The 12609-nt window shown below is 48.6% G+C and carries 13 protein-coding genes; 8 read left to right on the forward strand and 5 right to left on the reverse strand.

Annotated features, from left to right (window positions below; genetic code table 11):
• Nucleotides 1-7: 7 nt before the first annotated feature.
• Nucleotides 8-1969: a ferrous iron transport protein B gene (gene feoB, locus NWE93_06520; protein ID MCW3999874.1), complete on the forward strand. Its 1962-nt coding sequence runs from the start codon at nucleotides 8-10 to the stop codon at nucleotides 1967-1969.
• A 51-nt stretch (nucleotides 1970-2020) separates the two neighbouring features.
• Here the strand turns inward: feoB and NWE93_06525 are convergent, their stop codons facing one another.
• Nucleotides 2021-2815, reverse strand: coding sequence for a mechanosensitive ion channel family protein (locus NWE93_06525; protein ID MCW3999875.1), 795 nt, complete (start codon nucleotides 2813-2815; stop codon nucleotides 2021-2023).
• 214 nt (nucleotides 2816-3029) lie between these two features.
• On the opposite strand from NWE93_06525, the gene NWE93_06530 reads away from it, so the two are divergent.
• On the forward strand, nucleotides 3030-3263 hold the full coding sequence (locus NWE93_06530; GenBank protein MCW3999876.1) for a hypothetical protein: 234 nt from the start codon (nucleotides 3030-3032) through the stop codon (nucleotides 3261-3263).
• Here the strand turns inward: NWE93_06530 and NWE93_06535 are convergent, their stop codons facing one another.
• A complete protein-coding gene (locus tag NWE93_06535; protein ID MCW3999877.1) occupies nucleotides 3264-4316 on the reverse strand; it encodes a mechanosensitive ion channel family protein in 1053 nt (350 codons plus the stop codon).
• Between the two features lie 178 nt (nucleotides 4317-4494).
• On the opposite strand from NWE93_06535, the gene NWE93_06540 reads away from it, so the two are divergent.
• The 3 genes from NWE93_06540 to NWE93_06550 all read left to right on the forward strand — a co-directional run bounded on the left by NWE93_06540 (nucleotide 4495) and on the right by NWE93_06550 (nucleotide 6334).
• Nucleotides 4495-4878: a response regulator gene (locus NWE93_06540; protein ID MCW3999878.1), complete on the forward strand. Its 384-nt coding sequence runs from the start codon at nucleotides 4495-4497 to the stop codon at nucleotides 4876-4878.
• Between the two features lie 401 nt (nucleotides 4879-5279).
• A complete protein-coding gene (locus tag NWE93_06545; GenBank protein ID MCW3999879.1) occupies nucleotides 5280-5510 on the forward strand; it encodes a NifU family protein in 231 nt (76 codons plus the stop codon).
• Between the two features lie 281 nt (nucleotides 5511-5791).
• On the forward strand, nucleotides 5792-6334 hold the full coding sequence (locus NWE93_06550) for a hypothetical protein (GenBank protein ID MCW3999880.1): 543 nt from the start codon (nucleotides 5792-5794) through the stop codon (nucleotides 6332-6334).
• Between the two features lie 202 nt (nucleotides 6335-6536).
• On the opposite strand, the gene NWE93_06555 is transcribed toward NWE93_06550, so the two are convergent.
• Together NWE93_06555 and NWE93_06560 are read right to left on the reverse strand one after the other, a co-directional pair.
• Nucleotides 6537-7133, reverse strand: a complete 597-nt coding sequence (locus NWE93_06555; GenBank protein ID MCW3999881.1) for a hypothetical protein — start codon at nucleotides 7131-7133, stop codon at nucleotides 6537-6539.
• A gap of 45 nt (nucleotides 7134-7178) precedes the next feature.
• The gene (locus NWE93_06560; protein ID MCW3999882.1) at nucleotides 7179-9224 is read right to left on the reverse strand and encodes a hypothetical protein; all 2046 of its coding nucleotides are present in this window, start codon (nucleotides 9222-9224) and stop codon (nucleotides 7179-7181) included.
• A 127-nt stretch (nucleotides 9225-9351) separates the two neighbouring features.
• Here NWE93_06560 and NWE93_06565 point away from each other — a divergent pair, with 127 nt between their 5' ends.
• The 3 genes from NWE93_06565 (at nucleotide 9352) to NWE93_06575 (ending at nucleotide 12172) form a co-directional block, all read left to right on the forward strand.
• Complete coding sequence (locus tag NWE93_06565; GenBank protein ID MCW3999883.1) at nucleotides 9352-9903, forward strand: hypothetical protein; 552 nt, start codon at nucleotides 9352-9354, stop codon at nucleotides 9901-9903.
• A gap of 142 nt (nucleotides 9904-10045) precedes the next feature.
• Nucleotides 10046-11476 carry a B12-binding domain-containing radical SAM protein gene (locus NWE93_06570; GenBank protein MCW3999884.1) on the forward strand — a complete coding sequence of 477 codons (1431 nt, stop codon included), beginning with the start codon at nucleotides 10046-10048 and terminating at the stop codon, nucleotides 11474-11476.
• 9 nt (nucleotides 11477-11485) lie between these two features.
• Entirely contained in the window at nucleotides 11486-12172 is a 687-nt protein-coding gene (locus tag NWE93_06575; protein ID MCW3999885.1) for a hypothetical protein, read from the forward strand.
• Here NWE93_06575 and NWE93_06580 read toward each other — a convergent pair.
• Nucleotides 12169-12525 carry a zinc-ribbon domain-containing protein gene (locus NWE93_06580; GenBank protein ID MCW3999886.1) on the reverse strand — a complete coding sequence of 119 codons (357 nt, stop codon included), beginning with the start codon at nucleotides 12523-12525 and terminating at the stop codon, nucleotides 12169-12171. The two genes, NWE93_06575 and NWE93_06580, sit on opposite strands and share 4 nt — an antisense overlap.
• Between the last annotated feature and the right edge of the window lie 84 nt (nucleotides 12526-12609).

Genomic DNA, 12609 nt, shown 5'->3' on the forward strand with positions numbered 1-12609 from the left:
AAGCCAGATGTCCCCTAACAAAAAAACCATGGAACCAAAAGGCAAACATTTGACGATAGCGTTAGCTGGCAACGCCAACGTGGGCAAAAGCGTTCTCTTTAATCAGCTTACAGGCTCAGATCAGATAATTGGCAACTGGCCCGGCAAAACCGTGGACCGCGCCGAAGGGCACCTGCGTTTTGAAGGCTACGATGTCACAGTTATCGATTTGCCCGGGATTTACTCTTTCTCCACCTTCTCTATGGAGGAGATGGTTTCCCGAGACTACATTGCATTAGAGAAACCTGACGCAGTAGTTAACGTACTTGACGCAACCATTCTGGAGCGAAACCTCTTCTTCACCATCCAGCTGATGGAGATGGGTGTTCCAATGGTTGTATGCCTCAACCAGGTGGATGAAGCAAAAAAGAAAGGCATAATCGTAGATAAAGAAAAACTCCAAGAAGAACTCGGCGTGCCCGTGGTGTTAACGGTGGCTACGCGGGGCGAAGGCCTCTATGAACTCATGGGCGAAGTTGTACGGGTCGGGTTGGAAAAACCCAAAACCAAGCACCTCACCTACCGCCGAGACGTTGAAGAGCACGTCGAGAAGCTGCAGCATGTAATTGAGAAAGAAAACCTGCAGCTGCAGTATCCCTCGCGGTGGCTGGCGATTAAGCTGCTGGAGGGCGACAGCGAAATCAGCAAGATAGTTGGCGGAAAATCCAAAACGATTCTCGACGCCTCCAAAGCCATCGCGGGCGAGCTTCAGGCAAGCTGTGAAGAACCCTGCTTTTCCGTTATCGCCTCAGAGCGGTATGCACTGGCAAGCTCCATTGCTGCATCGGCGATTCAGCAAACCGAAATCCACAGCAGCCTTCAGGATAAACTTGAACTCTTAACCACACACCATGTCTTCGGATACGTCACCTCTGTGGGCGTCATAGCGGGGCTGCTGCTCTGGACATTCTTTGTCGGCAACGCCCTGTCAACGCTGATTGCTGGCGGGTTAAACATGATTCAGCCCATAGACCCCGCCTTAACCACTGAGATGCCGATTGTAGGCATCCTCTTAAACGGTGTCTGGGGCGGCATAGCCGCGGGTTTAACCCTGATTATCCCCTTTGTGATTCCGTTCTATCTGCTCCTAGCAGCCGTTGAAGACTCCGGGGTCCTGACACGCGTCGCCTTCATGATGGACAGCGCCATGCACAAAATGGGACTGCACGGCAAAGCCCTCATCCCCATAATCCTCGGCTACGGCTGCAATGTCCCCGCGATACATGCCTGCAAAATCATGGAAACCCGACGCGAACGGCTCCTCGCCGCCTTCGCCATCACCTTTGCGCCCTGCTCAGCCCGAACCATCATCCTCTTCGGGATGGTCGGCTTGTTTGTAGGGGTGCAGTGGGCTCTGCTGCTCTACGTGGTGGATGTCGTGGTGATTTTCGCGTTGGGCAGAGTCGCCATGAAGGTGGTGCCGGGCAAATCCACTGGGCTAATCATGGAGATGAGTAGTTTCAAGCGACCCTCCTCCAAGGTTGTGCTTAAACAGACTTGGGCACGCACCAAATCCATCATCTACATAGTGTTCCCCATATACATCGTGGGCAGTGCACTGCTGCAGGTTGCCTTCGCCTATGACCTGCTTACGCCGCTAAGCGACGCTATGGCGCCTCTGACGGTGTGGTGGCTGGGCTTACCCCTTATGGCAGGTGTACTGCTGATTTTGGGCACGGTCCGCAAAGAACTGATCCTTGTCGGCGCCGTCGCGATGCTGGGCACCACGAATCTGCTGCTTGGCTTTACCCCGGTGCAGTTGGTGGTGCTGGCGCTGGTTGCGATGCTCTACATCCCCTGCATTTCGACAGTGGCGATACTTGGCAAGGAATTCGGGTGGAAAGCAACTGCCGTGATAACCGCAGCCAACATCGGTGTTGCCCTGTTGATTGGGGGATTAGCGTTTCGGTTAATTGAGCTATTCCTCTAACCAGCCTCCCTTTCAGAGGCAAGAAACAACTATCGGTTTTCCAAGCTTACTCTAAGTTGGTGTGGGGTTCTGTGTGATTTTCGCTATCGCCACCGCGCCTGACAGGACGCTGTTGTTTAGGAAAGTGATTTCTCTGCCTGAATCCAGCAGCACCACCGTATGGAAAGCCGTGACCTCCTTCACTATGCCTTCTTCGAGTTTGAAAGAGGTGATGACGCGGTCCCCGACCTTATAGATAAGACGCGTTTCCTGTGTGGCTTCGGGTTTACGCACCGAAGTAACGATGACGCCGCCTGACGCAATGGCGCTGTTAGGTATGGTGATTTGCCCCACATCGGTGCGGATACGCATAACCAGCGCACTCATCTCTATAACTTTGCCGGGAACATTGTTGATTAAGACGTCTTCGCCTTCTTGGAACTGATAGTTTGTAAAGACAAGGGCTCCCGAGAGAATGCCGCCGACGAAGGTGGAGATGATTAAGCCCACAGTGATGGTGATTATGCCTGCGCTTGTGATAAGTGTGGTTAAGCTGACGTTAAAGCTTGCAAGGATGCTGAAGGCAATTATGAGGATTGCAAGTCCAATCAGGAGAAACTGCATGATGGTGGCGGCGCGTATGCCAATGTGTGGTGTTAGGAGCCGTTTGGTTTTGCTTAAAAAATACAGGGCGATAGCTGAGAAAAAGAAAATAATCGTTATGGTTCCGAGACGCTCAAGCAGCATGGGCAGGTTGGTGGGGCCAGCGATGAAGAACTCAAAGACCGCGATGGTGATACCTGCCAAAACGACCGTAAGAAACAGGAAAACCGCCAGTTTCTTGAGGGAATTCAGTATACTTACCAAATGCTCGTCCTCACTTGCACCTGAATACATTTCCTATGGGTGTACCAAAATAAAAGAACTGTTATATCCAGCGGAAAAGGTAACTGTTTATGGTTGATTTAGCTCCCCATTGTCCATGTCCAAAGCGGGATTGCCCCAGACACAGCAACTGCCAAGAATGCGCCGCCTACCATAAAGCTAAAGGCGACTGGCCCTACTGCGCAAGGTAGCCGCCATGACTCACCCCCAAGAGGAAGAAAAACACCGCGAGAACATTCAACGCTACTTCTGGGGAATCGTTGGCTCAGCTGAACATATTAACTTGCCTAAACTGGAGGACGCCATCAAAAAAGAATTCCACAGCAGCAACGACCGACTTGTTGAGTTGCAGATTCGCCTGATGCAGTCGGAGGGGCGCATTAGGGTGCAGGCAAAAAATAAAGTGTGGATTAAGCAGCCGCCAAACTGATTATTGTTGATGCTTTGTTTGGGCGCTGTCGAAGAGTGGAGGCAGCAGGGGGGGCGGCACCGTCCGAGCGGAATCGCGAATGGCTACGTGGTTGGGCGACATGATCTCTACGCCTGCATGCTTGAATTCGTCGAGTATGTTGTTGATGAGTTCGCTTTTTATGTTGATTAGGTCGTTAGGTTTGTCGGTGTAGGCGTTTATTTCGTAGGTTATGCTGTAGTTGCCTAGGTCACGGAGCAGCACAAAGGGAGCTTTGTTTGGCACCGAAATGATGCCTTTAGTTTTCAATGCTCCTTCGATAAGCAGTTTCTTGGCCTGCTCTTTATCGATATCGTAGCCCAACGTAACCTGTACATAAATGAGGACTTCTTTGAGGGCGCTGAAGTTACGGATTTCCTTATTCATAACCATCAAGTTGGGGACACTGATGATTTCATCTTTGATGGTCCGAATTCGAGTGAAGAAGAAACCGATTTCCTCTATGTCACCATAACTGTCGCCGATTTGGACGCGGTCGCCCTCCTTGAATTCATTAGTTCCACCCAGAATAGAGTAGGCAAGCACGTTACCCAGCACGCTTGAGGTGAACAAGCCCAGGATGAAGGTTAAGGCAACCACTAACCCTGTGCCAAGGACGTTTGCGACCCAGGTGCCTATGAAGGAGTATGCCCAGATAAGGATAACCGCTATTATGGCTGTGAAGTAGATGAGGTAGGTAAGGTATTGGCTTATGGATTTGTTGGTTCTCTGGCGCGAACGCTTGTCCCGGACGATTTTGCCCATTGCAGGTGAAAGCGTGATGATGATTGCTGGGATAATGATATTTTTAGAAGCCGCTAAAAAGAACCAGACCACGCCGGAGAAGACAACTTTCTGGAGGGCACTGTAAATCATAAACTGCGTTTCCTCGGTTCCGGCAAACTCGAAGGCGCCGAAGCGGTAGGCGGTTTCCAGCAGCACAAAAAGCACGACGATAACTGCAACTCTTATGGCTATCCAACCAATGTATTTGCCCACGATTGAGGTGCGAGTTTCAGGTTTCTGCTTCTGCAAGGGGTTGAGCCTCAAACCAACATACAGCTTGTAGCACCATATTTTAAGTTTTTCAAGCCCACGAGAAAAAACAGTTTTAGAAAAGCACACTGCTTTGCTGAAAAGTTGGTTTCCATTCACATTTTGCGCCGTAATTTTTATTACTTACCAGATGCTCTAGAACATGAGGCTTTTGTGCTTGCTTAAGTCAAGCCAACCATCCATTCTCATAATCGACGACGACCATGCGATTCTGCGTGTCTTCACCAAGATTTTCCAGCGAAGAGGCTACACCGTCGAGGTGGCATCAGAAGGCCGAGAAGCCATCAAAAAAATATGCAGCAGCCAATTCGACGTGGCACTCATCGATTTCTGCTTGCCCGACATGGAGGGCACCCAGCTTTTCCCCCTCATCCAGCATACCTCGCCTCGGACACTCAAGATAATGTTAACAGGCAAGGCAGAGGCTCTTAATAGCCTCAAAGGCGCTGATGCCCTCATCGGCAAACCCATCCAGCCCGACCAGCTGCTAAGCCTGATTGACAGCAAACTGAAGAATCAAAACATCGAAAATATTCTTTGAAGACACTGCTTGCGGGGTTGCTCTTTGGAGGCGACTTGGGATTTTGCGGCTGCTGCTTTTGAGGGTGAAGTAAGAGAGCACACCCAGCACTCCAAGTAGGATACTGTGGATGGCGACTGCAAAAGCCAGCGGTCCCTGCGCTATGTAGTAGAGCAGCACGCCTGTGGGACAGCTAAGATGGCGATGAAGATTAAGCCATAGTATTTGGTTTTCTCTGGATGACATGCAGGAAGAGTTGGGTATGGATTGGCATTTCGCTTATCTGTTTCCAATGTAAATACACATAACTCAAAATTATCCAATCATTCGACTTTGCCCAACAGGAAAATGAAGAAAAAATGGCGAGAAAACAGGAATCTTTTTTATAGTCAACTCAGGTTCAAGTTTGGCAAGTGAATTGTATGGCTGAATCATTCGAGAAAAGAATCCAAGATGCCCTCGACGAGATAAGACCCCAAATCCAGATGGACGGCGGAGATGTGGAGCTTGTCGCCGTGGAAGGCTTAATCGTGAAGGTCCGCCTAGTGGGGCACTGCGCAGGCTGCCCGATGGCGCAGATGACGCTGAAAAACGGCATTGAAGCACACCTGAAGGCGCAGGTTCCAGAGATTCTGGAAGTCCAATCGGTTTAGAAGCGGTACCCAACTAATTTTTTTACTTTTGTCTTTTTAATAAAACTCTTCTATTTAGGCGCTAACTAAATGCAGTTACAATCTTTATTTAATTTAAAGATTTTCTTTTCATAAACTATTATAGCAAAAACAGCTTATGCTTAATTGGTTAAGAGGGAATGCATAAATGGCTCGCCATTACACATGCATCTCCACACAACTCTTAACCACCTATCAATTTTAATCAAAAACCAAAAACTATTTTGCCCTTAACCCCCAAAAAAGGGCTAATGTGAAAGTATATGGCGCCTACAAAACATGGATATGACCACTACGAATTACTCAGTGCATTGCAGAAATGCATCCGGCGGGGCATGGAGTATGAGGCAGCGCATTTCGCCCTGGAACTTGAGGAATTCAACCCTACCATGCTCTGGAACCGCCTTAAAATAATCGCCGCGGAAGACATTGGACCCGCCGACCCCACTATGTCGCTGCTGATTGATTTGCTGCAGAGGCAGTATCTAACCGAGAAAGCAAAACTTGCGGAGGGGGCTTATCAGCTTTTTCTGGTTGACGCGGTTGTATGTTTATGTCGAAGCAAAAAAAGCCGGGTCACCGACGACCTCCTAAGCGTGGTTAACCACGAGCGGAACGAAAACAAGTTTTTGCCCATCCCCGACTTTGCCCTTGATATGCATACAAGACAGGGCAAAATCCTAGGGCGGGGCATCGACCACTTCTACTCGGAGGGCAACAGGCTTGAGAATGAAGGTTTTCCTAATCCCCACACCCAAAAAGCCAAAGAATATGCCAAGGGACGCGGGCCAGAGCAGAAGCAGTAAATGCTAGCGGGTGTTGTTGGTAAGTCGGCAGCCACATTTCTTTATAGCCAATAAGTGGTAACCTGTTAATTACGCAGGGGATAGCCAACAGGTTTGGCGGGTCTGGCTGTAGGCAGAGGAGAAGGCAACCCACATGCTACTTCTAAGCCTTGCCTTTACTAACGCATGGTTAGGTCCGCCCAACAAAAATGTACAGACAAATTTAGGTTAGACATAATATGTTCGGTTGGATATTCAGATGCTTGCTGGCTTTTGATGCTACCATGTAGGCGATGGGTACCGTGTAGAGAACGGTTACAATGTTGTAGAGGACAAAGATGGGCACCAACCCTAAAAGGGCGACTTCGGGAAAAGTCAACCCAAAAAACGTGGGTATCAAAACATGGTATAGCACGCTGTAATCAATCAGAGGCATAATTGACCCCCTTAGCAGCAGAGCAGAAGCGGTCAAACTAACCAGCGGCGTGACCACAAACCCTAACCTGGCTAAACTGCGCCCATTTACAAGTTTGCTTGCTAAATACAAACCTACAAACATCACCAGCAGCGAAACAAAATCCATCGAATACGCAACCACACCATTTAGACCTAAAGGAAACAGGGCGAGTGCGCCGAGTAGGTTGAGGAAACCAACCAGTATGCCGACGGTTAATCCGAACAGAAGGAACGCCACGACAATGGGTATTTGGCTGAATTGGAAAAAGTTGCGTGCCCAAAAAATTGTAGGTATTCTTACTGCGTTTAGCGCGATTGCGATTGCAGCGAATGTTATTGTCAACGCAACAGCTTTCGATTGCATAATTAACGCCGTATAGAAGTCTATAGTGTTTGGAACTTAAAGCTATTATGCGGTTCCTGTTTCGGGCGAAAAAATGGTTATGATAGAGTCCCTGATTAGGTATCCGTCGGTTCCAGGCCCAGAATATTTGGTTGACTGATGAAAGAATGTGACAAACGCATCTAGATAATTCTCTTCCCTCAGAATCCTGTAGCCTGAAGGAGGAGCCACCGTGTACGCGGCCGTTTTAACTTCTCCATACCCTTCGATTAATACACATGCAGGAGGAAGAGTGTACTGCGGGGGAAAAAGCGGAACAGGCACAGTCCAATCCGCGAATAAGTTGTTACCGTGGATGCGTATCTCGATTTCCTCTTTGTTTAGAAGATACGTATTTTTGCCTGCTGGGTTGCGCTGGTTCATGCACTTCCAGAATTCATGTGATTTAGGGTTGTCTCCTATTATTGCGACTGGTAAGTAGGCGGCCCCTTTAGGAGTTTGAAGCCATGACAAAAAAATTATCGCATCCTCTTCACCTAAGCTAGACTGTTTCTCAATTTTGTTAACAACAATCATTAAATCGGGCAGCTTCAAATATGGCGGCGGATGAATAACTGCTAAACCGATACTGCCATACCGGCGGTCGATAACTCCAGGAGGAATATCAACTCTATTATTCCTAGCAATAATCATCTTATCCATAACATCTTTTTCAATCAAGCTTCCCGCCGGTTTTTCGTTGATTACAAATGGTGAGCCGTAGGCATTTGGCGGACACCTTGGAAGAGAAGATAATTGGGGATCAACTTCCTGAAGTATAGACTGAATAGTAGTGGCTGACGGCACCTGAGCATGTTCCCACATATCAGTCAGCATTCGCCTAGTTTTTGAAACGCAATCAGAATCGGTGGTATAGAAGGTTTCTTCAAAAAGCAGTTCGGAGTTAGAGGGCGCATTTTTGAATTGAAAAAGGTGCTTGCCATCGATGATCGACGTAGCCAAGCAGCCCACAGGTACATGCCTAACCGAGTAATGCTTTGAGAGCTCCCCTAAAATGGCTTTGTTATTGCTGGTAATTGGAACCATCAATTTGATATCGACGTTTTCCTGCACAAGATCAGTGAGGATCTCTTTGGTTCTACTTACCTCTGAAGGGGTTTCGCATGAGGTTACCATAATAATTTCTTTTTGGGATGAACGTATTGCTTCACGGTATTTCTTCAATGCAGCATCAGAATCATCAATAACCTCAATCTTTTCAGGAAACAATTGCTCTTCCAGTTCGCCTGTTCTTTGTTTATGCAAGACCACAGAATTCTGCCATGAATCTTCAAAGAGAACGGAAAAGGCATCTATCAGCGATTTACAGTTCGTCCAAAGGACCATATCGTCCCCTTTTTCGGAACGCTGATCCTTGGGGGTAATATGGAACATCGCTTCTTCTTTATCTCTAATAGCCATCTGAGGAAAAATGACTGCGCCAACCTCAGGCATTCTCAGCTGAACCTCAGGAATCCTTGCTTCTAAGTCACTTAGAAGCTTTCTTGCAGCGTCTAAGTTTTGATTAGAGGGCCCCACTAGAAAACGGAAATCCACACCAGACCGCAAACCCTTGGGATTCTCATCAAAAACCCCAAAGCAGTTGGCTTGGGCAAGATCTCTTGAGGTAATAATGCTTGAAAACACTGTATTTGTTTGCTTAACCATCTGTGAAAGCTTACGGTATACTTTTTGCTTCCCATTTATCACAGCGAATCTTTCAACCGACAAAGCAGCCTCGGGTCTATCAACTTGTTTCCAGTGACTAAGAAGCAACTTCTTTTCGCCCTCAAGCCGCGAAGCTTCACTGAGCTTTGATTTAACGTTGAGATCTATCACTTCTTCGAAGGGCACCGCCGAAAAGCGGGCGGGAAACTCTAACGTGGACTCCACGATGCCTTTTTCTTGCAGGCTCTTAAGTATGCGATAGACTAGGGCTTTGGACGTATGAGTTTGCTTGGCCACCTCTCCGCCTTTTAACACGCCGTGTTTAGCCACAAAGATGTAGATATCTGTCTCTTTCTCTGTTAGCCCAAAATCTTGAAGGACTTTCCTGACCGCTTCTTCACTCATTTTGCTCCCAGCGCAGGTAGGTGACTAACTTTAGTCACCAGTCCAATATTAAGTGGCTCGAATGATTTAATATTTTTCAGGGTGGCGTTGATAGACGCCGTTTAAGATGACAGTGGAGGTGAATCAATTGAAGAAAAGAATAGCAGTTTTGGCGATTTTGTTGACTACTGTTTTGGCTGCAAGTCTTGTTTTGGGAGTTACGGCTAATTGGGGATGGACCCGTAACGAGTATGTCGGCTACAAGTTCCAAGCTGTCCTTAATAATCCCGTGGTGACAGTCACTGCTAACCCCCCGATGATGATAGTTGACGGATATAGACCAGCCTCAGGCATCGTGAGCTGCAACGTAACAATCGATGGCAAAACCTACGTTTACCCCAAGGATTTCAGTTACCAAGAAACCTTCCATGTTGAAGCTAACCAAGCCACTGGAAAAGGCATCATGCTGGTGACAACTACCCTTACTTTCAACCTGCCCGGGCGCCCAGTCATAACCGAATATCTAACCCAGCAAGTCACAACAGTCAATGGACAAACAACCGTGGACGAAAGCGTTTTCTACCTCACTGGAGCAAGAACATGCAGTAACGTTGAAGGCGGCGGCTTCACAATGAGCACTGGCGCTTCAGGAACAGACTACGCTCTTCACATAGGCTTAATCAAAGGCTGGCCACTCTAAAGCAGCTTCCAGCAAGCCTTCTTTTTCTTACTCACTGAGAGATTTTTTCTTGTAGCACGCGCCCAACCTCTAAGCAGCACATTGGTTTTCCGCAACAAACGATGGTCTAATAAGCTCAGAGTCCCAAAATAGCTATGGAGGTATGCATTTGCGTGTCCTCTTCATCGAGCCCCCCAAAGACGTTTGGTTTGTTATGGGGGAATATCTGCCGCCGCCCTACGGCATCATACAGCTTGCAGCTTACCTGGAAAGAGAAAACAGGAATATCCAAGTGGAAATCCTTGACTGCAACGCCGATAAAGTAGATTGGAAAGCGATGGAGCAACGTATCGCCGCATCCAACCCAGACGTGGTGGCTTGCGCCTCGTTATCTACCTGCAATACGTATGCTGTTGTGAAAACCCTGGAAACCGCCAAACGCATCACGCCGCATGCATTCACCGTGACTGGGGGGCAGCATTTCACCGCAACAGCCCAGGAGAGCCTGCGGCTTTACCCCGTAATCGACGCCATCGTCCGAAATGAAGGAGAACAGACGCTTTCGGAACTGGTGAAGGCACTCCAGCAGGGAACAGGCATAGGGAACGTTGAGGGCGTCTCTTTTAGAAGCGGCGGATCAGTCGTGCATAATCGGCCTCGTCCGTTGATAGGGAACCTTGAGGATTTGCCCTTTCCCGGCTACCACCTCGTTAAAGAAAATATGCACAAATATCACTTCTCCGTAATGGCGGGCAAGAATGCGCCATTCGCGCTCATAGAAGGCGCGCGCGGATGCAACCATCAATGCACGTTTTGTACGCAGTGGCGGCATTGGCAAGCTTGCTGGCGCCTCAAATCAGCCAAACGCATCGCAGACGAAATGGAGTATTGCAGCCACGAATTTGGAAGCCAGATGATTTGGTTAACCGATGACAACTTTGGCACTGGACAACGCCCCATGGAAATCGCTGAAGAAATCATCACTAAACAGTTACCCAGCGACGTCTCATGGTTTGTTCAGGCAAGATGCGACGACATCATCCGCAACAAAGCTATCCTTCCGCGTCTGGCAAAATCGGGGCTGAACTGGGTGCTTTTGGGCGTGGAGAACTCTAACCCCGCTACCCTAGACTACTTCAAGAAGGGCATAACACCCAACGATGCGAAGGCGGCGGTGCGGCTGCTGCAGGAAAACGGCATCTTTGCCCACGCCATGGTCATCATCGGCAACCGCAAAGAAACCAGCCAATCCATCCGCCAACTCCAAGAGTTCGCAAACGACTTAGACCCCGACTTCATAATGTTCGGCATCCTAACGCCTTTTCCGGGAACAGAAGTCTACGCTGAGGCGGAACGCAACGGATGGATTGAGGACCGCAACTGGAGCCACTACGACATGATCCACGCCATCATGCCCACCGAAACTTTTTCCACCCATCAAGTGCAGGAGGAACTCTACGGCTGCTACCGCAGCTTCTACGGGTCCTGGAATAGGCGATTCAGAGGGTTATTCTCCAGCAACGCCATGAAGAGACGCACATTCATTCATATGGCATCATGGGGTGTAATGGGCAAAGTCAAATCGATGTTCTAGGCGAATGCTTTGACTAAAACTGAGCCCTCCAAACCTGCCCTAATGTTTTTGGCGGCTGCCTCAATCTTGGGGCTATCGTTTACTTTCCTTCTTTTATCTGCGCCTAACCTGCAAGGCGACCCCGCGGTTTTTCGCCGCCCCCTCATAGCGGCACTGTACAGCGCAATCCTCATGTTAGGCATCGTCGCGGTGTTCTACCCAGACAAATGCCGCTTGATATTCCAGAAACCTAATCGTTCACTCAACGAGGACAGAACTACTGCAACGATGAAGTTTCGGGGACATCACCCGGACTGCGAAAAATATTCGGCTAATCGGATAACCTTCTGGGACAGAACCTATTGCGCTGCATGCAGCGGCCTGCTATCGGGAGCAGCCGTTGCCTTAGTTGGGATAATTCTGTTTGCTTTAGGCTACCTTGATTTTGCAGCAGCAAACCTCTGGGTTTTGGTGTCAGGGAGCGCTTTAATGCTATTGGGGTTGGCGCAGGTGAAGATGGAGGGCTTTTTGAAGTTGACAGTGAATGCCTTCTTTGTTGTGGGGTCATTGTTCTGTTTGGTTGCGGTCGATTCGGCAGGTCAGAGTCTGCTGCTTGACGGGTATATGCTGACCGTGATTGTTTTCCTTCTGTGGTTTAGGATTCGGCTTTCAGAATGGCACAATAACCAAACGTGTTTGCGTTGCGCTCGCTGCTAGGTTGGGCTATGCGGCGGCTGGTTAAAGTCTCGTCTGCTTCGTCGCCCAAAAAGCGCGCCCAGCACAATAAGTATGCCCACGATTATTATGATGAAGGGCCAAAACGGTATCGAGATACTATAGGTAACCTCCAGAAATAGGCTTAAGCCAACGATGATTATGATTACGCCGAAAACGATACCAACGATCATGCCGCCGTTAGGTAACCCGAAGCATTCGTTTTCCATTCGCTTGTAGTGTTCTCGGTCGCTTCCAGGGTACTGTTGGCCTACCGTGTGGAGGGGGGCGCCGCAGTTGCTGCAGTGCACGTTGCCATCTGGGTTTTGAGTGCCGCATCTACTGCAATAAACCATAAGGATTCCTCTATTTACTGAGAGTGGGATTTAGTTTTAAGACTTGCGGTTACAAGCAACTTTGCAAATTCGCCGGTTCTTTTC

The sequence above is a fragment of the Candidatus Bathyarchaeota archaeon genome, from assembly GCA_026014735.1.
In the GTDB taxonomy this organism is placed as follows: Archaea; Thermoproteota; Bathyarchaeia; order Bathyarchaeales; family Bathycorpusculaceae; genus Bathycorpusculum.

What these genes read in the sequence shown, in the direction of transcription:
- feoB (MCW3999874.1), top strand. Translation starts at nt 8, where the DNA reads ATGTCCCCTAACAAAAAAACCATGGAACCAAAAGGCAAACATTTGACG.
- NWE93_06530 (MCW3999876.1), top strand. Translation starts at nt 3,030, where the DNA reads ATGACTCACCCCCAAGAGGAAGAAAAACACCGCGAGAACATTCAACGC.
- NWE93_06545 (MCW3999879.1), top strand. Translation starts at nt 5,280, where the DNA reads ATGGCTGAATCATTCGAGAAAAGAATCCAAGATGCCCTCGACGAGATA.
- NWE93_06550 (MCW3999880.1), top strand. Translation starts at nt 5,792, where the DNA reads ATGGCGCCTACAAAACATGGATATGACCACTACGAATTACTCAGTGCA.
- NWE93_06555 (MCW3999881.1), bottom strand. Translation starts at nt 7,133, where the DNA reads ATGCAATCGAAAGCTGTTGCGTTGACAATAACATTCGCTGCAATCGCA.
- NWE93_06560 (MCW3999882.1), bottom strand. Translation starts at nt 9,224, where the DNA reads ATGAGTGAAGAAGCGGTCAGGAAAGTCCTTCAAGATTTTGGGCTAACA.
- NWE93_06570 (MCW3999884.1), top strand. Translation starts at nt 10,046, where the DNA reads ATGCATTTGCGTGTCCTCTTCATCGAGCCCCCCAAAGACGTTTGGTTT.
- NWE93_06580 (MCW3999886.1), bottom strand. Translation starts at nt 12,525, where the DNA reads ATGGTTTATTGCAGTAGATGCGGCACTCAAAACCCAGATGGCAACGTG.